At 68.3% G+C, this 22077-nt stretch carries 19 protein-coding genes; 8 read left to right on the top strand and 11 right to left on the bottom strand.

Going from position 1 to position 22077, the window contains the following annotated elements:
• Positions 1–68 precede the first annotated feature (68 nt).
• Positions 69–710 (bottom strand): SGNH/GDSL hydrolase family protein, encoded by a 642-nt coding sequence (locus tag GO999_RS20265; RefSeq protein WP_071013469.1) that lies wholly within the window; start codon positions 708–710, stop codon positions 69–71.
• Between the two features lie 118 nt (positions 711–828).
• Between GO999_RS20265 and GO999_RS20260 the strand changes: the two genes are divergently transcribed.
• A complete protein-coding gene (locus GO999_RS20260; RefSeq protein WP_211907167.1) occupies positions 829–1845 on the top strand; it encodes a 2-dehydropantoate 2-reductase in 1017 nt (338 codons plus the stop codon).
• On the opposite strand, the gene GO999_RS20255 is transcribed toward GO999_RS20260, so the two are convergent.
• From GO999_RS20255 to GO999_RS20230, 6 genes are all read right to left on the bottom strand, one after another.
• Positions 1839–2870, bottom strand: a complete 1032-nt coding sequence (locus GO999_RS20255) for a cytochrome d ubiquinol oxidase subunit II (protein ID WP_043898122.1) — start codon at positions 2868–2870, stop codon at positions 1839–1841. The genes GO999_RS20260 and GO999_RS20255 overlap by 7 nt on opposite strands.
• Positions 2867–4255 (bottom strand): cytochrome ubiquinol oxidase subunit I, encoded by a 1389-nt coding sequence (locus GO999_RS20250; protein ID WP_111374889.1) that lies wholly within the window; start codon positions 4253–4255, stop codon positions 2867–2869. Before GO999_RS20250 ends, GO999_RS20255 begins: the two co-directional genes overlap by 4 nt.
• A gap of 22 nt (positions 4256–4277) precedes the next feature.
• Positions 4278–4838: a GbsR/MarR family transcriptional regulator gene (locus GO999_RS20245; protein ID WP_028854529.1), complete on the bottom strand. Its 561-nt coding sequence runs from the start codon at positions 4836–4838 to the stop codon at positions 4278–4280.
• A 264-nt stretch (positions 4839–5102) separates the two neighbouring features.
• Positions 5103–6275, bottom strand: a complete 1173-nt coding sequence (locus GO999_RS20240) for a lytic murein transglycosylase (RefSeq protein WP_019720038.1) — start codon at positions 6273–6275, stop codon at positions 5103–5105.
• Between the two features lie 324 nt (positions 6276–6599).
• Positions 6600–9113, bottom strand: a complete 2514-nt coding sequence (locus GO999_RS20235; protein ID WP_249215125.1) for an HAD family hydrolase — start codon at positions 9111–9113, stop codon at positions 6600–6602.
• Between the two features lie 787 nt (positions 9114–9900).
• Complete coding sequence (locus tag GO999_RS20230; protein WP_211907165.1) at positions 9901–10476, bottom strand: YceI family protein; 576 nt, start codon at positions 10474–10476, stop codon at positions 9901–9903.
• Positions 10477–10691: 215 nt separating this feature from the next.
• On the opposite strand from GO999_RS20230, the gene GO999_RS20225 reads away from it, so the two are divergent.
• Complete coding sequence (locus tag GO999_RS20225; RefSeq protein WP_011004521.1) at positions 10692–11678, top strand: LysR family transcriptional regulator; 987 nt, start codon at positions 10692–10694, stop codon at positions 11676–11678.
• A 31-nt stretch (positions 11679–11709) separates the two neighbouring features.
• On the opposite strand, the gene GO999_RS20220 is transcribed toward GO999_RS20225, so the two are convergent.
• Both GO999_RS20220 and GO999_RS20215 read right to left on the bottom strand, forming a co-directional pair.
• Positions 11710–13332, bottom strand: a complete 1623-nt coding sequence (locus GO999_RS20220; protein WP_069079425.1) for an NEL domain-containing protein — start codon at positions 13330–13332, stop codon at positions 11710–11712.
• A gap of 353 nt (positions 13333–13685) precedes the next feature.
• Complete coding sequence (locus GO999_RS20215; protein ID WP_118872748.1) at positions 13686–14618, bottom strand: LysR family transcriptional regulator; 933 nt, start codon at positions 14616–14618, stop codon at positions 13686–13688.
• Positions 14619–14719: 101 nt separating this feature from the next.
• Between GO999_RS20215 and GO999_RS20210 the strand changes: the two genes are divergently transcribed.
• The 5 genes from GO999_RS20210 to GO999_RS20190 all read left to right on the top strand — a co-directional run bounded on the left by GO999_RS20210 (position 14720) and on the right by GO999_RS20190 (position 18487).
• Positions 14720–15385 carry an RraA family protein gene (locus GO999_RS20210; RefSeq protein ID WP_173941740.1) on the top strand — a complete coding sequence of 222 codons (666 nt, stop codon included), beginning with the start codon at positions 14720–14722 and terminating at the stop codon, positions 15383–15385.
• 3 nt (positions 15386–15388) lie between these two features.
• Entirely contained in the window at positions 15389–16054 is a 666-nt protein-coding gene (locus tag GO999_RS20205) for an RraA family protein (protein WP_019720044.1), read from the top strand.
• Entirely contained in the window at positions 16051–17265 is a 1215-nt protein-coding gene (locus GO999_RS20200; RefSeq protein WP_028861854.1) for a pyridoxal phosphate-dependent aminotransferase, read from the top strand. Before GO999_RS20205 ends, GO999_RS20200 begins: the two co-directional genes overlap by 4 nt.
• 73 nt (positions 17266–17338) lie before the next feature.
• The gene (locus GO999_RS20195; protein WP_029240629.1) at positions 17339–17989 is read left to right on the top strand and encodes a 4-carboxy-4-hydroxy-2-oxoadipate aldolase/oxaloacetate decarboxylase; all 651 of its coding nucleotides are present in this window, start codon (positions 17339–17341) and stop codon (positions 17987–17989) included.
• Positions 17990–18106: 117 nt separating this feature from the next.
• Positions 18107–18487, top strand: a complete 381-nt coding sequence (locus GO999_RS20190; RefSeq protein ID WP_011004514.1) for a VOC family protein — start codon at positions 18107–18109, stop codon at positions 18485–18487.
• 66 nt (positions 18488–18553) lie between these two features.
• Here GO999_RS20190 and GO999_RS20185 read toward each other — a convergent pair whose 3' ends face one another.
• Positions 18554–19372, bottom strand: a complete 819-nt coding sequence (locus GO999_RS20185) for an alpha/beta fold hydrolase (RefSeq protein WP_058907258.1) — start codon at positions 19370–19372, stop codon at positions 18554–18556.
• Between the two features lie 155 nt (positions 19373–19527).
• Positions 19528–20568, bottom strand: a complete 1041-nt coding sequence (locus GO999_RS20180; RefSeq protein ID WP_071014759.1) for a phosphatidylinositol-specific phospholipase C domain-containing protein — start codon at positions 20566–20568, stop codon at positions 19528–19530.
• Positions 20569–20944: 376 nt separating this feature from the next.
• Here GO999_RS20180 and GO999_RS20175 point away from each other — a divergent pair, with 376 nt between their 5' ends.
• Entirely contained in the window at positions 20945–21919 is a 975-nt protein-coding gene (locus GO999_RS20175; RefSeq protein ID WP_016726219.1) for an LLM class flavin-dependent oxidoreductase, read from the top strand.
• Positions 21920–22077 lie beyond the last annotated feature (158 nt).

Below are 22077 nucleotides of genomic sequence, written 5' to 3'. Positions count from 1 at the left end.
GGCCCGCGCAGGCGGTTCGCTTGAGAGCGGATCGGTGGACGCGCCGGCCCGCGCAGGCCGAAGCCGTCTTATTGCGCAAGCAGCGTCCCGACGAACTGCGCCATCGCCCGGCCCAGCTGCGCATGCTGGTCGGCATCGAGGTGGATGCCGTCCACGCGGCTGGCCGGCGTGACGCTGTTCGCATCGAAGACGTGGCAGCCTAGCGTTTGCGCCGTTGCCCGATAGGCCTGCGCGAGGCCGGCGCACTTGGGCTGCGCGTCGGCAAACTTGTCGGCCATGGCCCCGGCCGGCGCGGTGATGGCCGGCGGCACCACGATCAGCACGGGCGGCACCGGCATGCCGGGCTCGATCGGCGCCTGGCGGATGGCCCGCACCAGCTGCGCCACGCCTTGCGCCGCGTCCTGGGCGGTGTGCCGGAAGATCGCCTGGAAGTCGTTGGTGCCGAGCATCAGGATGACCAGGGCGAGCGGGGCGTGCGCTTCGATCCGCTGCGCGAGCCCGTGCAGTCCGTTGCGCCCCGGCCGTGCGGGATCGTCCAGCACCGTGGTGCGTCCATTGAGGCAGTCTTCGACGATGCGCACGGCGTGCCCTTGCGCCTGCAGCGCGTGTTCCATGACGCCGGCCCAGCGGGCCGCGAACGGCAGGCGCCGGCGGGTGCCGGGGATGATGCCCCAGGAGAGCGAGTCGGAATAGAGCAGGATCTGTTGCATGTCGGTCGGCAGGCGGAAGGCCGTATGGTAGGGCCGATTGACCGGTACTTGACAGTGTTGCCGGCCGATTGCCGATTAAGCTTGGAACTCGCGCCCGTTTCCTTCTCCGGAGAACCGCATGGCGAATCTCTGCATCTATGGCGCCGGCGCCATCGGCTGCTATCTCGGCGGCCGGCTGCTGGCCGCGGGCTGCGATGTCACGTTCGTCGGCCGTGCCCGCATGGCCGATGAACTGCGCGCGCATGGACTGACACTGTCGGACTACCAGGGCCGGCACTGGCAGGTCGAGGCGCCGCGCATCCGGTTCTCGGCCGATGCCTCGGGGGCGGCGCGGGCGGATCTGGTGCTGGTGACGGTCAAGTCGGCCGGCACGGCGCAGGCGGCTGATGAATTGGCACCGGTGCTCAAGCCCGATGCCGTCGTGATCAGCTTCCAGAACGGCCTGGGCAATGCCGATGTGTTGCGCGCCGCGCTGCCGCGGCACACGGTGCTGGAGGGCATGGTGCCGTTCAACGTGGTGAGCCGCGGGCCCGGCGCGTTCCACCAGGGATCGGGCGGTGCGCTGGAGGTCCGGTCCGCGCCTGGGCTGCAGCCGTTCGTCGGCGCTTTCGCGCGGGCCTGCCTGCCGCTGATCCGGCATGCCGACATGCGGCCGGTGCAGTGGGCCAAGCTGCTGTTCAACCTCAACAACGCCATCAATGCGTTGGCGAACCTGCCGCTGAAGGCGGAGCTGTCGCAGCGGGCCTACCGGCGCTGCCTGGCGATGGCGCAGTCCGAGGCGCTCGGCCTGCTGGCGGCGGCCGGGCTCCGCGCCGCGAAGCTGACGCCGTTGCCCGCGGCGTGGGTCCCCGGCCTGCTGGCGCTGCCGGACGGCCTGTTCGCCAGGGTGGGCGGCCGGATGCTGGCGATCGATCCGCTGGCGCGCTCGTCGATGTCGGACGATCTGGCGGCCGGCCGCGCCACGGAGGTCGACTGGATCAACGGCGAGGTGGTGCGGCTGGCCGGGCGGCTGGGCCGCGTGGCGCCGGTCAACGCCAGGCTGTGTGCGCTCGTGCACGACGCCGAGCGCCGCGCCGCGCGCCCCGCCTGGGCCGGCGAGGCGCTGCTGGCGGAACTGCGGCGGGCGGCTCAGTAGTAGCGCAGCTCGGTCGCCTTGCCGTGGAACACCTTGTAGGCGTAGATGGTGTACGCAACGATGGTCGGCAGCACGATCACCACGCCCACCAGCATGAATTGCAGGGACTCCGGCGCGCTGGCCGCCTGCCAGATGTCGAGCCGGTCCACCACGAGGTAGGGGAACAGGCTGTAGGCGAGGCCGTTGAACGCCAGCAGGAAGATCGCCGCGGTGCCGACGAAGGGCGCCCAGACCAGGTGCTCGTCGCCTTTGCCGATCTGCTGCGGCAGGCGGCGCAGCACCCAGTCGATCAGGCCGAACAGGGCCACTGTCACCAGCGGCACCGGCGCCAGCAGGATGAGGTTCGGCAGCGCGAACCACTTGTCGAACACGCGTGCGCTGACCCACGGCGTGGCCAGCGACACGGCCGCCACGCCCAGCGCCGTGAACCACAGACTGCCGCGCGCCCACTGCACCGCGCGCAGCTGCAGCGCGCCTTCGGTCTTCATGATGAGCCAGGTGGCACCCAGCAGCAGGTAGCCGGCGGTCAGCCCGGCCGCCGTGCAGAACGCGAAGACGACGTTGATCGGGGTGTAGCGGAAGCCGGTGATGTAAAACCCCAGCATCACGCCTTGCGACACGGTGGCGATGACCGAGCCCGCGTAGAACGCGCGGTTCCACCACGGCTTGTGGTGCGCGCGTGCCTTGACGCGGAAGTCGAACGCCACCCCGCGCAGGATCAGCCCGAACAGCATCAGCGCCACCGGGAAATAGAGCGCGCCGAGGATCGCTCCGTGCGCCGCCGGAAACGCCACCAGCAGCAGGCCGACGCCGAGCACCAGCCAGGTTTCGTTGGCATCCCAGAAGGGGCCGATGGAGGCGATCATGGTGTCTTTCTCGGCGTCGTCGGCGCGGCGCAGCAGGATGCCGACGCCGAGGTCGTAGCCGTCCAGGACCACGTAGGCGAGCACGGCGATGCCCATCAGGGCCATGAACACCACCGGCAGCCAGCCGGCGGGTTGGGTGAGGTCGGGCATGGCGTTCATGCTTGGCTCCGGGCGGGGGTGGCGAGCAGCGGGGTGGGCGTTTCGATGGCGGGCGAGCCGGCGGCATCCGCGTCGGTGGGGTCGATGGCGCCCCCGGCCTTGCGCGCCAGGTAGAACACCACGGCGACATACGAGGCGATCAGGAAGGCGTACAGCGCGAGGTACATCGCCAGCGTGCCGCCGATCATCGTGGCCGGTACGGTGGAGGCGGCCTGCGCGGTGGTCAGCACGCCGTAGACCAGCCAGGGCTGGCGGCCGATTTCCGTGACGTACCAGCCGGCGACCACGGCCACCCAGCCGGAGAACGTCATGGCCACCAGCGCGCGGGCCAGCCAGCGCGGCAGCTCGCCGTCGCGGCGCAGGCGCCAGGCGCTGGTCCACGACACCGCCATCATCAGCAGGCCCACGCCCACCATCAGGCGGAAGGCGAAGAACACCGGCAGCACGGGCGGGTGCCGGTCGAAGGCATCGAGCCCCGTCACCTCGCCGTCGAGCGCATGCCGCAGGTACAGCGACGCCAGCCCGGGCACGGCGATCTCGAAGCGGTTGCTGCGCGTGACCTCGTCGGGGATGCCGAACAGCACCGCCGGCACGCCGCGCCCGGTCTGCCAGATGCCTTCCATCGCGGCCAGCTTGGCGGGCTGGTGCTCCAGCGTATTCAGGCCGTGGGCATCGCCGGCGGCGATCTGCAGGGGGATCAGCGCGGCCGCCAGCACCACGCCGGTCTTGAGCGTGGCGCGCACGTCGGCGCCCCGGTCCTGCCGCAGCCAGCGGTACGCCGACAGCCCCGCCAGCAGGAACGCCACCGTCAGCCCCGAGGCCAGCAGCATATGCGTGAAGCGATACGGGAACGACGGGTTGAAGATGATCGCCAGCCAACTGGCCGGATGCGCGCGGCCGTCGATCATCACGTAGCCCGTCGGCGTCTGCATCCACGAGTTGAGCGCGATGATCCAGAACACCGAGATGGTGGTGCCCAGCGCGACCAGGAAGGTGGCGAAGGTGTGGATGCGCTCGCTCACGCGGCCGGTGCCGAACAGCATGATGCCGAGGAAGCTAGCCTCCAGGAAGAACGCCGTCAGCACCTCGTAGGCCAGCAGCGGCCCGGCGATGTTGCCGACGGTGTTCATGTAGCCCGGCCAGTTGGTGCCGAACTGGAAGCTCATCGTCACGCCCGAGACCACGCCCAGCGCGAAGGTCAGCGCGAAGACCTTCACCCACAGGCGGTACGCGGTCATCCACGCCGCGTCGCCGGTCTTGCGGTAGCGCAGCTTGAAGAGCAGCAGCACCCAGGCCAGCGCGATGCTGATGGTCGGAAAGAGGATATGGAAGGTGATATTGGCGCCGAACTGGATGCGCGCCAGCACAACGGGATCGAGGGACATGGCTGTGTTCTCGGGGGCGTGACTACTTCGATTTGCCGCCAACCACCACGGCAAGCTTGTTCTTCATTTCCAGCAGCTTCTGCACCTTGGCACCCATCTTCATCAGCTGCTGCAGGGCGTCGGCATCGAGCCTCTGCACATCGTCGAACCACGTGGTGACGAGCGTGATGAGCCGGTACATCTCCTTCATGCGCGCCTGGGCGTGGCGGTCGTCGGGGTCGCCCGGGGATTCGAGCATCACGTCGCGCAACAGGGACAGCGTGGGATCGATCTCGCGCTTGCGGCGCTCCTCGGCCAGCGTGCGGAAGATGGTCCAGATGTCGTCGGGCGCGGAGAAGTATTCGCGCCGGTCGCCCGGCTTGTGGGTCAGCCGGACCAGCTTCCACGACTCCAGCTCTTTGAGGCCGATGCTGACGTTGGAGCGCGAAAAGCCCAGCGCCTCGGCGATCTCGTCCGCGTTGATGGGCTCGCGCGAGGCATAGAGCAGCGCATAGATCTGTCCGACCGTGCGGTTGATGCCCCAGCGGCTGCCCATCTCGCCGAAATGCAGCACGAAGCGCTGCTTCAAGGGGGAAAGCTGCATTGTTTGATCTTTCTCAATTTTTAGGAATTTCTGAAAGTCTAGTGCGCGGGCGTGGCCGGGCAAATGCGTCGCGCTGTCGCGGGGATGGGGCTTGAGGGGCGGGGGGCGCGTCTTGCGGATGACGGTGCGGAATCCGAGGCGACTTGCCGCACGTCGGCGGGATCGGGCGGGCGCCGGGGTGGGTTGAGGCGGATGGAGCGGGAGAGGCGCGTGGGCGATGGTAAAGGGCCGCCCGACGGCGGACGGCCCACTGTGCCCGCTTCTTTACTTCTCCAACCGCGCCAGCAGCGACCGGCTGGCATAACCATCCTGCGGCAGATGCTGATCCTTCTGGTAGGCGCGGATGGCGGTCTGGGTGCGGTCGCCGATGAGGCCGTCGATCGTGCCCGGGTCGTATCCCTTGTCGGCCAGCCGTTGCTGGAGCTGCTTGATGTCGGTGGCGTTGTTCAAGGCCGGATCATCGGTCGGCCAGGCCTGGACCAGCTTGCCCTTGCCGGCATAGCTGTCGGCCAGCAGCGCCACGGCCAGGGCGTAGGCGGTGGAGGGGTTGTAGCGCCGGATGGCGCGGTAGCCGTCCAGCACGAGGAACTTGGGGCCACGGTAGCCGGCCGGCATGAGGATGGAGGCCTGGAGGCTGGCGATCTGCGGCGGAAGCGGATCGCAGGCGCCGACCACGCCCAGCCACTGCCATTCGGCCACGGATTTCTTGACCGACATGTCCGCCAGGGCGTAATCGAAGGTCTCGGGCACCTTGACCTCACGTCCCCAGATGCCGCCGCGCTGCCAGCCGGCCTCCTTGAGATAGTTCGCGGCCGAGGCCAGCGCATCGGCGGAGGAGTTCCAGACGTCGCGCTTCTGGTCGCCGTCGCCATCGACCGCGTAGGCCAGGTAGGTTGTCGGAATGAACTGCGTCTGCCCCATGGCGCCGGCCCAGGAGCCCACCAGCTGTTCGCGGGGGATCCGATCCTTCTGAAGAATCTGCAGGGAGGCCAGCAACTGGTTTTCGGCATACGTCTTGCGACGCCCGTCGTTCGCCAGGGTTGCCAGCGAGCGGATGATGTAGCGCTTGCCGATCTCGCTTCCGTACTGGCTCTCGATGGCCCAGATCGCGGTCAGTATGTGCCTGTCGACACCGTAGTCGCGCTCCAGCCGCTGGAACATGGCGTCGTGCATGCCCAGCAAGGATTGGCCCTGCTGGATGCGCTCGGCGGTGATGCGTTTGTCGAGATAGTCCCAGATCGCGGTGGTGAATTCCGGCTGCTGCCGATCGAGCTCCACGACCTCGGGGTCGGGCGTCACTTGCTTGAATGCCGAGTCGAACGTGCCGGCAGGGATGCCCGCATCGATGGCCTTCTGGCGAAAGCCGGTGACCCATGCATCGAACGTTGCGTCCGTCCCCGAAAGGCTGGCCCCGGTTGCCGAGGCGCCCGAAGCCACGGGCTCGGAGGCCGATGGCTTCAGGTCTTGTCCATGTGCCGTGACATGAAATGCACCGAGGCTGAACGAAGTAAGAATTGCAATGACTTTAAATGAAGGTAATTTTGACATTCGTTTTACTCCAGTGCTTGATAAACCAGAGTCCAATGATAGGGAATAAACGCGCGATGATTAAGCGTTGGTTTCAAATTGAATTGAAACGCGCTGCATGAATCGGCGACGCAATCGGGGCGCAGCCGCCGGCAAATCGGCGGTGTCCCCAATGCGGCGATTTCCCGTCCGTCCTGCGGCGGGGCACGGCTCGCATGAACGCGATGGCGTTGGTCAGCCGTGGCTGCCAGGGTGGCGTTGCGGGGCTTGCGCGATGGTGCCTGGGGTCGTCCTTGGCGATGCGGTCTCGCCCGGGGCCTTGGCATGGCCCGCAGTCGATGCCGCCTGCTGGGCAGCCTTCGCTTGTCCGATGACGTCGCGGATGAAGTCGGCGTTGCGGCTGAATCCCTTCTCCAGCATTTCAGGGTCGACCATCCACCCGAGCTGGGCCACATCGCGCAGGCCATGCTGGAGTTCGGACATCGAGGCGAGCACGTGCGCTTCGTTCTGCGCGGCATACCACGCCCGTACCGAAGCGGCTTCGGGTGCGGCCTGGTCCCGCAACGTATTGCGCAGCACATCGACCACCACCTCATGGACCGCTTCGAAGCCTCGCGCATAACGTCCGCTCAGGACGTTGGCGTCGAGCAGGATGTCGGCGGCCTGCTCCGGATGCGCCATCACCTCGCCCCATCCCGGGCGAGGCGGGGCCTGGTCGATTGCCGGGATGCTGTCGCGGCGGGATTCCCAGAATCCGGTGACATCTATGTTGACGGCCTTGTGTCGGCCATCCGCGCCGGGCACGATCAGCATGTTGTCGGGGCCCAGGTCATTGTGGGATTCGCCGATCGTCAAGCGCGCCAGCACGCTGGTGAAAAAGCCATCCATGCCTTGCGCTTGCAGTGCCGCCGTCAGCCCTTGGCGGCCCGCTTCCAGTTGCCGGGGGGCGCAGATGCGTGCGATCAGTTCCCGTGCGCCGCGCAGCTCCGCTGATTCGGCCCCACCTGTCTTGATGCGGGCGGCGGCGAGCTTGGCGTCGCGCAGGGAAACGCCTTGCGGCAAGAAGGCGCGGGTCAGGAATGCGTCCATCGGCACCGCGTCCTGGAGGATGCGCGAGGCGAAGAGCACGTTGTCGGGCGAAACGAGCAACGTTGCATCGGGCACGTGGCTGCCCGCGAGATACGTGCGTTGCAGCGCGTTGGCCAGCGCTTGCGATGCCACGCCGTTGACCAGGTCGAAGATGACCGGCATGCCAAGCGGGTTCTTCAACTGGGGGCAGGCATCCGTCAGTGCGCGGTGAAGCCCGCTCACGTCCGTCAGGTCCAAGTCGCCCGACCGGGCTTTCTCAAAAAGCCGCGATCCTTTTTCGGATTGGATGAAGGCGTGCAGCGTCTTTTTCAGTTGATCCTTCAGTGCGTCTTTTTGCGTGTCGTCGCCCGACAGGCGTGCCCAGATATCGACGACGTATCCCACCCGCTTTTCGGCTTCGCTTTCCTGGCCTCGTGCCCGGCAGGACATGATCTGCCCCAGCAGGCTGCGCGACAGGCCCGTCTTGACCAGATGCTCATGCCCATCCATCCAGGCCAGCATCCCCACGTCGCTGCCGCCGAGCGCTTGCTTGGCGCGCGAATAGACCACGCCGTCTCCGGCCGCGACCGGCAGCGGGGGCGCGCTCTGTTCGGGGCGGCTCAAGATGAAGGGCACCGTTCGCATGGCCGGGAACAGGGGCGGCTCATGAACCGCACGGGCGGCGGATTTCCACGGCGCGTCCGGATCGGCCAGGCTGCGGATCACGCGCGTCGGAATGCCTTCGACATCGATTTGCCGGCCGACGTCGTTGTGGCCCGGATCGATGAGCACACCTTCAATGCGCCGCCCCGTTTCGGCGAGCTTCGCCGCCTGCGAGATGTCCGACGGCTGATCGCCGTAGAGGATGATCGGTGCTTTGGACGGCACCGAAAGGCGCTGCAGGCTGTCAAGCAGGCGGGTGGCATGGGGTTTCCTGTCAGTTTGAGTGACCGATGTCGTGTTGGGATGGGCATAGGCCGATGCGTCTTCCAGCGCCGCGCGCAGCGCACCGTCGTCGTCGCCCTGCAGTGCCGCGGTCAGCCGCTGCTGCAGTGCTTCCGGCATGGGCGCGGCACTGGCGTTGGATCGGGGGCGCGTGACCGTCGGCGCACCGGAAACGACGTCGAAGTCTTGCTGCATGTCGAGGTAGCGCACTTCTTTTTCCAGATCGCTGTGCGCCCGGTTGCTGATGAGCATGACGGGCGACCCGGCGGCGTGGGAGGTGTCCAGCAGTTCGCGCGCGCCCGGCATCAGCGCGATCCGGACGCCCGGGAACGGCACCTCGCATGGCCTGGCCGTCCGCAGGCGGGGGCTGGCCGCCAGCCGGCTGTATTCCTGCACGCACTGCGTGTACACAGCGCTGACGATGTCCGCGGCCTTGCCGCTGTCTACGTCGGGCAGCATGGTCCGGACAAAGTCTTCGACCATGCCGCGCTTGTAGATGCCGGGATTGGCCGCGAGATAGTTCGCGCAGTCTTCCTGGCTTTGCATGATCAACGGATCGCCCTCGCCGGGCTGTTCTCCACGCGCCATGCGGCCGCGCAGCCGGTCGACCGCTGCCCTGAGTTCAGGCAGGCTCTGCGCATGCATGCTCGCGGCGATCTCCAGTGCGTTATGCACCAGCTGATAGTTCATGCCCTTTTCGTAGCGCAGGCAGTCATCCCAGTCCAGCACGACCACCGGCTTGAGATCCGCTGCGTGGGCGGGCGCGCTGCGCGAGCCGCTGGCCTCATTGGCACCGGGTGCGGCGATTTCCCGGGGCGGCGTCAGCCCTTCCGCGGAGGACGGGAGCCGCGCGACGCGCGACTGGGGCAGCGCGGTTGTCGAGGGGCGGGGGGCCTGGGCAAGCCCGGCGCGCAATGCGGATTGGATCGGGCTGCGCCGACCGACGGGCAGCGGCTGCGGTGCGGGTGCGGCGTGTCCCGAGGTTTGCACATCGGGCGACGCGCCGATGCCGGCGGGGTTTTGCGGCCCCGGCGTTGAAGGAATGCGACCCATAGGATTGGCTTTTTTTGATGTTGATCGGTCTCTCGGCGTGCTTCCAATGGCATTGCCGGAATCAGGGTGTCTTCGGGTGTTGCCTGTTTTGAATTAATGCTTCGGATTTGGATGGTCATAATAATTGGATGTTCTGGTAAATGCCGATTCCATCCCGTAATTCATCGCTGGAATGCGAAAACCGGGTATTTATAATCAGAATTGAAAAAACATTAGATCGATTTTGGCATTTTGAGATGCGAAATATCGATTGGGGTGTCAATGTTTTTGCGCGGGCGAGGGAAATCATCAGCGCCCGCTATCCGTGGATGGGGCAGGGCGGCGGCGAGCGCGCGGCAGGTCGGATGTGCCCGGCGAGACCGGGATCGGCTCGCGCGATAGTGGCCCGTGGAGGCAGCGGGCGTGGCGGGGATGGAACGGCGCCCGCCGTCACGCGGTGCGCGCGACGGACGGGGCGCGGGGGGGCCGGTCAGGGCTTCTTGAGCAGCTCCAGCGCAATGTTCAGATCGACCTCATCCGAGATCGCGGCGGGAAAGCTCGCGATGCCGAAATCGCTGCGCTTGATTTTGGTGGAGCCCACAAAGCCGATGGCGGGAACCTGCAGCCAGGGATTGACCGTGCGCGCCGTCAGCGTGGTCTGGAATGCGACCGGCAGGGTCTTGCCCCGCACGGTCAGGTTGCCGCTGATCACGTAGTGATTGCCTTCGGCGTGCCGCACGGACGTCGAGACGAAGGTGATCCTGGGGTTGGCCCGGGCATCGAGCCACGTCGGGCCGCGCAGCTCGGCATCGCGCAGGTCGTTGGCGGTATCGATCGATGCCGTGTCGATGGCGATGGTCACGCTGGCGGCTTCGATGTCCTTGCCGTCGAAGTTGAGCTGGGTCTCGAACTTGCGGAAGATGCCCGGCGTCTTGGTCAGCCCCAGGTGGCCGACCTGGAAGCTGATGTGGGTGTGCGTGGGTTCGATCTCCCAGGCGGCGAAGGCCGAGGCGGGCAGCGCGGCCACGGCGAGGGCGGCGAGCAGGCGGGCGGGCAGGTGTGTCATCGTCATTTCCATTCCATGCGAGAGAAAAGGGTTCGGGGCCGGTTCAGGTGAGGCGCGCGGCGACGGCGGTCGGGATCGCCATCGCCTGCGATGCCGCTCCGGCGCTTGTCCGCAGGCGGCGCGCCGGCACGCCTGCTGGCCGGTGGAAAGCGTGTCATGCTGCTGGGTGTGCCGGATTCTGAGAATAGTCATCCGTGCGAATCGTCTGATCAAAAATGGACACTCTCGATTGGAATGACCTGCGCTACCTGCTGGCGGTCGCGCGCAGTGGCTCGGCCGCCGGTGCGGCCCGGGCGCTCGGCGTGTCGCATGCCACTGCGCTGCGGCGCATCCAGGCGCTCGAGCAGGTGGTGGGATCGCCGTTGTTCGATCGGCTGCAGACCGGCTATGCGCTGACCGAATCCGGGCGACGCTTCGTCGCGATGGGGGAGGCGTTCGAGCGCGCGCTGCTGGACACCCGGCGGGAGATCGAGGGGCAGGCGACCGAACTGGCCGGCACGATCCGCTTCACCACGACCGATTCGCTCGGCTACAGCCTGATGCCCGACATCCTGGCGGCCTTCCGGGCGCGCTATCCGGGCATCACCGTGGAGATGAAGGTCACCAATGCCCGGCTGGACCTGGAGCGGCGCGAGGCCGACGTGATGTTGCGCGTCACGGACGCGCCTCCGCCGTCCTGGGTCGGCAGGCGCCTGGTGCGCCTGGACGCGGCGCTGTATGCCGCGCCCGCTTACCTGGACGGGCGGGAGCCCCGGTCGCTGGAGTCGCTCGACTGGCTGATGCCGAACAGCCCCCTGGGCCAGGGCGCGGTTGCCGAGTGGCTGCGGTCACGGATCGGCGGCGCCAGGGTGGCGGCCTCGGCGGATTCCTTCCTCGTCCTGCGCCGGCTCGCCGAGCGCGGCCTCGGGGCGGTGGTGCTGCCCAGGTTCCTGGCGCGGCAGCGCCGCCTGGTGTGGCTGGAGGATGTGCCGGAAGACCTGTCGGTGCCGCTGTGGCTGCTGACCCATCCGGATCTGCGCCATGCGGGCCGCGTGCAGGCCTTCATGGAGCACGTGGCCCAGGCGATCCGGGCCGCGTGCGCGACGCCCGAGGCGCCGGCGCCGGACGATGCCCGGGCATGGGCCGCGGGCGGTGTTGCGTCTGCGGCGTCTGCGGGGCGAAGCCCGGACCCGGGGAGCGGCTTCGGGCCCGCCATGCCGTGAGGCCCGGACGCAGCGCTTCGGGCAGACCGCTTCAGCCGTGGTCCGTCGGCGCGCCGGCGTGCGGCTGGACCATGCCGCGCGCCTCGGCGATTTCCTGCCGGGTCAGCCGCATCAGCAGGTCGTGCCGCTCGGCGGCATGCATGTCGGCAGGTGAGAAGGCGCGGTCTTCCGGATGCTCCTTCTGCAGGTAGGCCAGCCAGTCGGGGTCCGTGAGCAGCGCGGCATGGGCGCCGGTTTCGTCCGGCGGCGGCGCGCTCTCCATGACAAGCTTGCGCGTCATCGTTTCGGCCAGCATGGCGGTGGCGTTTTCCTGCCTGTGCTGGAACGCCTGGCCGGTGCCGATGCCGGGCATCGCGCGCGCCTGGGCCAGGGCCTCGGTGCGTGAACCGGGGGCCGCCGTGCTTGCGGTTCGCGGCGCATCGGCCATGGCGCTGTCGCCGGCCGGTTTGGCCATGACGTCCTGCAGCGCGGATTCCCACAGCAGCGTATTGGCGGCGAATTCGACAGGACGCTGCTGTTCCAGGAACTGGCGCCAGGCCGGGCTTCTGGACAGGTTGCGCAGCAGGTGCTCTTGCGTACCGAGATGGGCGCTGATGTAGGCGCGCGCTTCGCGCTCATGCGCATTGTCGATGCGGGCGATGTCGTGGTGAAGCATGGCCGGCGTCGTGATCGGCAGGATGTCGGACAGGCGCACCCGCAGGGCGAGCGCCCGCTCCAGCTGGTCGCCCCGCCCAAACCGGTGCGACACGAAGTCGTCGATCAGCGTCCAGGGCATGCAGCGATTGTGATAGCTCAGGACCTCGTGCAACTGGGCGTTGCCGTGGTACGACGGGTCCCTGGCCGCCAGCCGCAGGTTGCCGAAGATGACGTCGACGTTATCGTGGCAGTTGGCGTCGGCGCCGCCGCAGATGTCAAAACACCGGGCGCGGTAGGCATCGTTGTGCGCGGCCAGCTGCAGGATGCCGCCCAGCTCCTTGAGGGACTCGGCGCGATGCGCGGGCCGGAACGATGCGCAGCCGTTCAGCCGGGCAAGGAGGCTGACGAACGGACGGCTCTCTTCCTGGTTGAGCACGGGGCGCCATGCATCGACGGTCTTGGGAGGCAGCTGGCATTGCTGTGCCCAGCCTTCCAGGATTTGAGCCGCGCGCTGCGCGTGTCCCAGGGATGGGTCGGCTGCGGGCTGGGCTGGGCCGACGCCGCGCAACCGGTTCGCCAACACGCTTGCAGGGTGCCTGTCCAGCAAGTCGCGCAGGCTGTTGCTGTTTGCCAAGGCGGCTGCGACGATGTCGGGCAGGACGGCCAATGGAGGATGGCCTGGGCCCAGGCCGCCCGGCTCCTGTGCCAATGACAGTGCTCTCGTCCGATGCTCTAGACCTGCCAGCAGGGTTGCGGCCGGCCCGCGCGCCCGCGGGCCGTCGAGGGCGATCGATGGCAGGCGCAGGCGGGTTGCAAGCAGGGCGGCAGCGCCGATTTCAGCCAGTTCTCCGGAGGCGACGTTCAGGGACGCCAGGACGGGATTGCCGTTGTCGATCGACGGCAGGTGCAGGCCGCCTGCAAGGCGGCCTGGCGTCCGGTTCGCAGCCGGGTTCGCAAGGGCAAGGGCGATCAAGCGGCCGGTTGCCGATCCGGTGTGGGTGTTGCCGCGCTGGGCCAATGGTGTCGGTGTCGGATCTGGCTGAGGCGGTTGCAGCCTCGGTCTCGACGGCAGGCCGGCAAGCTGGGATGGGGCGGTTCTGTGCGTCGGGGTGGCGGCGGCCACTCGTGGCGGCGTGGCGCGGAGATCATCGCCGGCAGCCGACGGGTCGAAGCTGGGCGGAGTGGTGCGTGCGTTCCGGATGGGAGGCGGCATGGTGAACAGGACGGCGGGAGAAGGTGCCGCTTTTTAGCAGCCCCCCGCCGCGCCCGCGAGGCCCGCCCGCGAAAGGTCATGCGTGAATGCGAGCCTGGGCGCGTCCGGGGGCGGCAATGGGCCGCGATGTGGGCACGATATGGGCTCGACGGGGCACCTCACGCGCGGGCCGCGCCGCGCCGACCGGTCGGCTCGCTCGGGCGCCTGGGCGGCAGGCAGGCGATGACCTGGTCGATCAGCGGATTCTCGCGGGCGCTGTTCCACGCCATGGCCGTCGTCACGACGCGGATGCGCTCGGTCAGCGGCCGCACGACGACGTTGTCGGGCGCGAAGCTCTTCATGGCCGCCGGCACCAGCGCGATCCCCTGGCCGCAGCCGACGAAAGCCACCTGGGACGAGACCGAGCGCACCTCGTGCAGCACGCGCGGGGAGAAGCCGTGCGCCAGGCACACGGCGGTCAGCGCGTCGAAGTAGACCGGGCTGACATGCCTGGCGAACATCACGAAGTCTTCTTCGGCCAGGGCGGCCAGCTTGATCCGCGTCCCCTTGGCCAGCCGGTGATCCTGGGGCAGCGCCACCGCCAGCCGGTCGTCGGCCAGCGGCAGCGAGCGGATAGTGGGCCCCAGCTCGCCTTCGAGCCTGGCGAAGGCGATGTCGATGTCGCCGGCGTTGAGCATCGGGACCGCGTCCACGCTGTCGATCTCCTTCACCGCGACCGTGAGGTCGGGATGCGCCGCGCGCAGCCGGTCGAGCAGCACGGGTAGTTCATTGAGCAGCGCCGTGCTGACCGCGCCGACGGTGAGCGTGCCCTTCTGGCCGGCGGCGGCCTCCTTCACCGCGAACTCCAGCTGCTCGAGCTGCCGCACGAACTTCTGCACGGCCGGCAGGATGGCCGCCCCGGCCGGGGTGAGCTGGGCGCCCCGGCGCGAACGCTCGAACAGCTTGATCTTCAGTGCATGCTCGAGCACCTTGATCTGGTCCGTCAGCGGCGGCTGGGACATCCCCAGGCGCTTGGCCGCGCGGCTGAAGTTGCGCTCTTCGGCGACGGCGTGGAAGAGCCAGAGGTGCCGGATGAGTCGGAAGTTGATCATGGCGTTCTATATCCAGAACCTATGGTTGACACACGAGATTCGGAATTTACATATATCAGCGGGCGTTGGAAAGTGGCGGCATCTCAGTACGGACGGATGCCATGACCCTCCCACTCTCCGCGCTCGAACGTCTCGGGCAGTTCGATTCCAACACCATTTCGGACGCGCTGGATTTCCTCGGCCTGCCCGGCGCGACCGTGGGGCTGCGGCCGCTGTGGGACTGCCCGAAGATCGTCGGCCGCGCCAGCACGATCCAGCTCGGGCGCAAGATCTCGTCGGCCCCGACCGTGCACCTCATCACCCCGGTGGTGGCCGGCATCGACACGACGGACCGCATCCTCGTGATCGCGGGCGGCGTCGACGGCATCTCGTGCTGGGGCGACATCCTCGCCAACGCGGCGCAGGTCAAGCGGATCCGCGGCACGGTGATCGACGGCATGAGCCGCGACATCGACGGCAGCGCCTCGATCGGCTACCCGGTCTACGGGCGCGGCGTCACGATGATCAGCGCGCGCAACCGCGTGGTGCAGGTGGATGCGGCGTGCCCGATCACCGTGGCCGGCGTGGTGGTCAACCAGGACGATTACGTGATCGCCGACGCCTGCGGCACGGTGTTCGTGCTGGCCGGCCGCATCGACGAGGTGCTGGACCTGGCGGGCCGCATCCAGCGGCGCCAGGACGCGATGGTGCAGGCTGTGCGTAGCGGCCGTTGCGTTGAGGCGGTCATGCACGACAAGGAATTCGAAGCCATCGCCCAGCAGGACTGAACCATGAAGCAGGAAGATCAGGATCTCGTGAAGCTGTTCCGCGGCCTGGACACGCCGGCCGTCTCGGACGCGCTGGACAAGCTCGGCCTGCCCGGCCAGTGCCTGGGCATCATGCCGCTCGACCACTACGCCACGCCGATCGTCGGCCCGGCGTTCACCGTCAGGTACGTGAGCGCGAGCACGCCGCCGGGAACGGTCGGCGATTTCATCGACGATGTCGCCGACGGCGATGTGGTCGTGATCGACAACGGCGGCCGTACGGACTGCACCGTGTGGGGCGACATCATGACCCAGTACGCCGGCCAGCGCCGCATCGCCGGCACCGTGATCGACGGCGTGTGCCGTGACGTGTCGCGTGCGTTGGGCGATGGGTATCCGCTGTTCACCCGCGGCCGCTTCATGCGCACCGGCAAGGACCGCGTGCAGGTGGAGGCGGTCAACGGGACGGTCTCGATCGGCACCGCGCGCGTGGTGGCCCGCGACATCGTGATCGCGGACGCCAACGGCGTGGTCGTGGTCCCGCGCGAGCGAGCGGCGGAGGTGGCCGCGGTGGCCTCGCAGATCGAGCAGGTGGAAGCCGGAATCCGCGCGCAGATCGTCAGCGGCAAATCGCTGCGCGAGGCCCGCGAGGCGCTCGGTTACCACCTGCTGCAGCGCAAGGGGCAATGATGTCGCGGCACACTGAACTGAACCGGCACCTGGCCGCGGCGCAGCCTTCGGCCACCTACCGGGTGATCGACCGGGTGGCGGCCAGGCGGGCGAGCGGGGCCGAGGTCATCTCGCTGTCGGCCGGCGAGCCCGATTTCGATACGCCCGCCCACGTGCGCGAGGCGGGCATCGAGGCCATCCGCGCGGGCATGACGCGCTACACGCAGGTGGCCGGGCTGCGCGCGCTGCGCGAGGCGGTCGCGGACAAGTTTCGCGGCGAGAACGGCCTGGCGGTCGGCTGGCAGGACACCATCGTGTGCTCGGGCGGCAAGCAGGTCATCTACAACGCGCTGGCGGCCACGCTGAACGAAGGGGACGAGGTTGTCATCCCCGCGCCGTACTGGGTGAGCTACCCGGAGATCGTGCAGCTGTGCGGCGCGCGTTCGGTGATCGTGCCGTGCGGCGCCGAGTCCGGCTTCAAGCTCACGCCGGGGGCGCTGGAGGCGGCGCTGTCCGCGCGCACGCGCTGGCTGATCCTCAATTCGCCGTCGAACCCGACCGGCGCGGTCTATACGGCGCAGGAGCTGCGCGCGCTCGCCGAGGTGCTGCTGGCGCATCCGGACGTGCTGGTGCTGTCGGACGACATCTACGAGCATCTGATCTTCGACGGCGCGCGTTTCCATACGCTGGCGCAGGTCGAGCCCCGGCTGCAATCGCGCGTGCTGACGATGAACGGGGTGTCCAAGGCCTACGCCATGACCGGCTGGCGGATCGGCTTCGGCGCCGGGCCGCGCTGGCTGCTGGAGGCGATGGAGACGCTCCAGGGTCAGCAGACCTCGGGGGCCTGCAGCATTTCGCAGCATGCCGCCGTTGCCGCGCTGCGCGGTCCGCAAGACTTCATCGGCGCCTCCCGGGCCGCGTTCGAGCGCCGGCGCGACCTGGTGGTCGGCATGATCAACGCGGTGCCGGGCATGCGATGCGAGACGCCGGCCGGCGCGTTCTATGCGTTCGCTTCCTGCGACGGGCTGATCGGCAAGACGACGCTCGACGGCACGCTGCTGCGCTCCGATGAGGATGTGTCCAACGCGCTGCTGGACGAACGCGGCATCGGCGTCGTGCCCGGCAGCGCGTTCGGGCTGGGGCCGTATCTGCGCATCGCGTATGCGATCGACGACACCGCGCTGCGCACGGCCTGCACGGCCATCGATACGTTTGCCCGGTCGCTGCGCTGACGCCGGCACGCAACGGCTTGTCGAGGCGGCCGCCCGGCCGGGGCGCGCCTCGCTTCTTTTCCAGGTATCCGCCATGTCTACGATGCATCTTTCCCAGGACCCGCTTGCCGCGCTGCAGCGCTTCGGTACGGCAACCATTCATGAGGCGCAGGGGCAGCGCGGCGCGATCGATCCGCGCATCGCCGCGCTCGACCCCGCCCGCCGCCTGGTGGGCCGCGCCTTGACGGTGGACATGCGGCCCAGCGACAACCTGATGATCCACTACGCGCTGACCAAGGCCCGCCCGGGCGACGTGCTGGTGGTCGACGCCAAGGGCTTCGTCGATGCGGGGCCGTGGGGCGACATCCTGACGCTCGCGGCGCAGGAGGTCGGCATGGCCGGCCTCGTGATCGACGGCGCGGTGCGGGACGCCGACAGCATCATCGAGATGGGCTTTCCCGTGTTCTGCCGTGGCCTGTGCATCAAGGGCACCAACAAGCATCAGCCGGGCCGGGTGAACGTGCCGGTGGTCATTGGCGGCGTGCCGATCCGGCCGGGGGACGTGATGGTCGGAGACCGCGACGGGCTGGTGGTGGTGGCCGCCGATGAAGTCGACGCGGTGATCCGCGCAAGCGAGGCGCGGGAGCGCAAGGAGGCCGAGATGCGCGAACGGCTCAAGCAGGGCGCGACCATGGTCGAGCTGCTCGGGCTCCAGGACACGCTGAACCGCTACGGCCTGGTGTAATCTGCGGCGGTCGGCACCCCGTGTGCCGGCCAAGTCCGGAAGGCCCGTCGCCGGCGGCCTGCGCATCGGTCGGTCGGGCTACGGGCGAAACCCGATTCGTTCCCCGAAGCCTTTCTCATGATCGACCACCTCGACCACCTGGTGCTGACCTCCACGCAGCCCGACGCCACCATCGACTTCTACACGCGCGTGCTGGGCATGCAGCTCGAACGCTTCGGCGAGGGGCGCATCGCCTTTCGCTTCGGCAACCAGAAGATCAATCTGCACGTGCGTGGGCAGGAGTTCGAGCCCAAGGCGCACCTGCCGGTGCCGGGCGCGCTGGATCTGTGCTTCATCGCCGCGATCCCGCTCGACGCGGTGATCGAACGGCTGGCGCAGGCCGACTGGCCCATCGTGGAGGGCCCCGTGGCACGCACCGGCGCCACGCAGCGGATCCGCTCCGTCTACGTCCGCGACCCGGACCTCAATCTCATCGAAATCGCCGAACTGGCCGGCTGATAACTGGCCGGCTGATTGCGCCGAAGCCGCTGCCCGCCGCGCGAGGCGTCGCGGGCGCGCTCGGCGCTACGCGGCGCCGGCACCCGCCTGGAACCGGGCGATCCGCTCCCACATCAGGACCGGGTTGGAGTACATGGGGAAGTGGCCGCAGGCCGGGATCTCCGCCAGCGCCACGCCGTGGGCCTGGATGTGGCGCAGGTAGGACAGCGACGCGTTCTGCTCCCCGTACATGAACAGCCTTGGACACGGCAGGCCGAGGAACCTGTCCATCAGGCCGCCGTTGTCCGACAGGTCGACCATCGATTCGAAAATCCCCCGCACGGCGCCGGCGCGCACCTTGTGGCGCAGGCTCGCGGCATACAGGGCGCTGGCGTAGGCCGGCGCGTGCCGGGTCCGCTCGATGAACGCATCGAAGAAGCGTTCGGCGTCGGCCTCGGGGTCGCTGACGATCTGCCGGCTGAGGAAACAGTCTTCCGGCGCGATGTTGCCTTCGATGTCGGTGAAGCTCAGCACGCGGTCCGGCCATCGGCTGGCGAGCATCAGCGCGGTGAGCCCGCCCATGGAGTGGCCGACCAGGTGGAACGTCCGCCAGCCGAAGTGATCGAGCACGGCCTCGGCGGTCTTGACCAGGAAGGGGATCGAGATCCGCGAGAGGTCCGCGCAGGCGGTCTCGCCGCAGCCCGGCGCGTCGTAGGCGACGAACGGGCGGCCATCGAAGGCCGGGTGGCGCACGATGTCGGCGTAGTCTTCCTTGGTCGAGCCGAAGCCGTGCAGGAACAGGATCGGCGGGCGATCGCCGGGGCGGTGGATGGCCGCGAGGTCCAGTGCCGCGCCGTCCACGACGAGCGGCAGCCGCATGTTGGCGAATTCGCCTTGCGCATGCATGTGTCTTGCTCCTGCAAAAAAATGAGGGTGCGCCGCGCAGGGCGGCACACCCTCAACTCTTGCAGCCGGCAAGGCTTATGTAAATTCCTTCCGGAGGAAGGTTTCCATACGCCCGGGCTATGGATCGATGGGGCGATCCGGCCCGCCGCGCCCGCTCAAGGGCGATCGAACGCGTACGGAATGCCGGTGGTTTCCTGGTCCGTGTCGATGACGTTGGCGCGGTAGGTCTGGCTCAGCGAGCGCAGGCGCGCACGGCCCGTGGTCACGTCCGCCGACGAGCCGCCCGGGGTGGAATCGCTGACGAAGATGAGGAAGTTGTTCTGCGCCATCCAGCTGGTCACGCTGCTGGGCACGGTGCCGGCGTCGAGCACGCCCGACTGCATGTCGAAGACCACGTTCCACGGGCGGCTGGCCGCGTCGTCGCCGGTGTAGTACGACAGGCGCGGGTCGGCGGAAGCCGTGTTCGCGTTGGCGAAGACCGCCGGGAAGACGAGTTGCGCCTGGCCCGTGCGCAGCGCCGCCGCGTAGGTGCGCGGACCACTGTCCGACACCGTGCCGGGCACCATCATGAACATGAACTTGCCGCGCAGCGACGCCAGCGTCGGCCAGTTGCCGGCGCGGGCGGCCTCTTCGGGCGTGGCGTAGCGGCTCGTGCAGGACGGTGCGTTGAAGCACATCAGGTCGGAAGGCTTGAAGATCGACGCGGCGGGAATGCGCGCCGCGGCGCCGCCGCCCGAGAGGTCGCTGATCAGGTCGTCGAGGCTGGCCGCCGAATTGAGCAGACCCTCCTTGAACTCCATCTTGACGATGACGAGCTCATGCTGCGGATGGCTGTCGTGCCAGGTGCGCAGACCGTCGATGCACGAGCGCAGGTCCTGGTTGCGGTCGGCGCCGATGACGCCGCCCTTGGGGCAGTTGTTGACGTTGCCCAGCGGGCTGCTGTGCGACACATACCACTTGCCCGCCGCGGCCCACACATCGAGCTCGATGACCTGCACCTTGTCCAGCGCGTAGAAGAGGTATTCGAAGTCGCTCTTCTTGTCGTAGGTGTTGTGCGAGCCGGCCAGCGTGACGTTGTTGAGCTTGCTGGTCGAGGTGTATTCGATGTCCAGCGCATGGGCCGGGCTGGCGAGCGAAAGCCCGAAGGCGATCGCGCAAAGCAGGCTGCGCAGGCCTGCCGATCCGAAAGGACGCATGTGGTTTTCTCCTCCATCAGTGGGTTCGCGTGTAGCATCGCGGCCCCAGATGATGAAGTGATGACAGCGTCGCATTGGCCGTTGTTCGGCAGCGTCAGCAGACGGGCCGTGCAACCGGCTTGAAAACTGCTGCCTGCACGCTTGCAGATCCGGTCGCCAGGTGGCGGCGACCGGGTCGCCATGGGGTTCTGCCTCGCATGGGTGTCCAGATCCTGCTGGCCGCCCGGGGCGAAAACATGGCGCATCTGGCGAATCCAACCGAGGCATACGGGCAAGCGTCCCCTAAGTATGGGTCTGCGGGACGATCGTTCGCGGCATGGGCAACCGACGGCTTCGGCGGATTGATCTTCCAATAACGAAAAAAAGGAAACCACACATGATCAAGTCTTGGATCTTCGAGCAGGTGAACGTCTCGACCAGCGCCGACGCCGGCCTGTTCGATGCCGCCACGTTCCAGCACGAGCTCGGCTGGCGGCAGCGCACCTGGATCGATGCGGAGGCCCTGGGCTTCCACGGCATCTTCTTCAGCGAGCACCATTTCAGCGGCGTGCGCGTCAGCCCCTGTCCGTCCATGCTGGCGGCCGCGGTGGCGGCCCGGACCACCGTGCTGCGCATCGGCGTGCTCGGCTGGGTGCTGCCGCTGTGGCAGCCCTGGCGCTTCCTGGAGAAGGTGGGGATGCTCGACCACCTGAGCCAGGGGCGGCTCGAAATCGGCGTCGCGCGCGGATCGAACCCGCTGGAGGCTGAGGCGGTGGGGGTCGCCGTCGAAGACGTGGGCCCCATGTTCGATGAGGCGCTCGACATTCTCGACAAGGCCTGGACCGAGCCGACGCTGTCGCACCGGGGCCGGTACTGGTCGTTCGACTGCCTGCCGGTGCTGCCGCGCCCGCTCCAGCAGCCGGGGCCGCCGGTGTGGGGCACCGTGCGCAGCGTGGCTTCGGCGAGGGCGGTCGCGGCGCGGGGGTATGGCGCCTGCACGGGCTTCCTGCCGACCAGCGAGGCGAAGGCGGTGTTCGACGGCTATCGCGATGCGGTGTCGGCGCGCGACGCGCGCGACTGCGCCGGCAAGCTGGCCCTGCGGCGCTGCGTGTTCGTGGCGGACAGCGCGTCCGCGGCGCAGGAGCAGGCGGCCTCGGCCCGCGAGAAGATGCCGTCCATTCTGGCCGAAGACACCATCGCCGGGACGCCGCAGTCCGTGACCGAGCAGATCGTGCACCAGATGCGCGAGACCGGCGCCGGCAACATCATCGGCTTCTTCGCCGGCAACCATGATGACCGCGACGCCATCCTGGCGTCCTATCGCCTGTTCGGCACCCAGGTGATTCCGGCGCTGGGCCGCACGCCGATCTGAATCCCGGGAGGCTGCTGGGGCCGGGCGGGCCGCCATGGGCGCCCGGTCCGGCCGGGGTGCGTTGTGCAACGCAGCGCATTCTCAAAAAAGTTCCGATTCCACGTCGCGTTTGAGATTTATTGTGGATTGCCGCATTCGCGACGCCCGGTTTGTCGTGA

This window comes from Ralstonia nicotianae (assembly GCF_018243235.1).
In the GTDB taxonomy this organism is placed as follows: Bacteria; Pseudomonadota; Gammaproteobacteria; order Burkholderiales; family Burkholderiaceae; genus Ralstonia; species Ralstonia nicotianae.
Note: the sequence above shows the minus strand (reverse complement) of the source record. Positions and strands in the feature narration are given on the sequence as shown.

Bases quoted from the DNA above. Each gene is read 5' to 3' on its own strand.
- GO999_RS20265 (WP_071013469.1), bottom strand. From the start codon at position 710: ATGCAACAGATCCTGCTCTATTCCGACTCGCTCTCCTGGGGCATCATC.
- GO999_RS20260 (WP_211907167.1), top strand. From the start codon at position 829: ATGGCGAATCTCTGCATCTATGGCGCCGGCGCCATCGGCTGCTATCTC.
- GO999_RS20255 (WP_043898122.1), bottom strand. From the start codon at position 2,870: ATGAACGCCATGCCCGACCTCACCCAACCCGCCGGCTGGCTGCCGGTG.
- GO999_RS20250 (WP_111374889.1), bottom strand. From the start codon at position 4,255: ATGTCCCTCGATCCCGTTGTGCTGGCGCGCATCCAGTTCGGCGCCAAT.
- GO999_RS20245 (WP_028854529.1), bottom strand. From the start codon at position 4,838: ATGCAGCTTTCCCCCTTGAAGCAGCGCTTCGTGCTGCATTTCGGCGAG.
- GO999_RS20230 (WP_211907165.1), bottom strand. From the start codon at position 10,476: ATGACACACCTGCCCGCCCGCCTGCTCGCCGCCCTCGCCGTGGCCGCG.
- GO999_RS20225 (WP_011004521.1), top strand. From the start codon at position 10,692: ATGGACACTCTCGATTGGAATGACCTGCGCTACCTGCTGGCGGTCGCG.
- GO999_RS20215 (WP_118872748.1), bottom strand. From the start codon at position 14,618: ATGATCAACTTCCGACTCATCCGGCACCTCTGGCTCTTCCACGCCGTC.
- GO999_RS20210 (WP_173941740.1), top strand. From the start codon at position 14,720: ATGACCCTCCCACTCTCCGCGCTCGAACGTCTCGGGCAGTTCGATTCC.
- GO999_RS20205 (WP_019720044.1), top strand. From the start codon at position 15,389: ATGAAGCAGGAAGATCAGGATCTCGTGAAGCTGTTCCGCGGCCTGGAC.
- GO999_RS20200 (WP_028861854.1), top strand. From the start codon at position 16,051: ATGATGTCGCGGCACACTGAACTGAACCGGCACCTGGCCGCGGCGCAG.
- GO999_RS20195 (WP_029240629.1), top strand. From the start codon at position 17,339: ATGTCTACGATGCATCTTTCCCAGGACCCGCTTGCCGCGCTGCAGCGC.
- GO999_RS20190 (WP_011004514.1), top strand. From the start codon at position 18,107: ATGATCGACCACCTCGACCACCTGGTGCTGACCTCCACGCAGCCCGAC.
- GO999_RS20185 (WP_058907258.1), bottom strand. From the start codon at position 19,372: ATGCATGCGCAAGGCGAATTCGCCAACATGCGGCTGCCGCTCGTCGTG.
- GO999_RS20180 (WP_071014759.1), bottom strand. From the start codon at position 20,568: ATGCGTCCTTTCGGATCGGCAGGCCTGCGCAGCCTGCTTTGCGCGATC.
- GO999_RS20175 (WP_016726219.1), top strand. From the start codon at position 20,945: ATGATCAAGTCTTGGATCTTCGAGCAGGTGAACGTCTCGACCAGCGCC.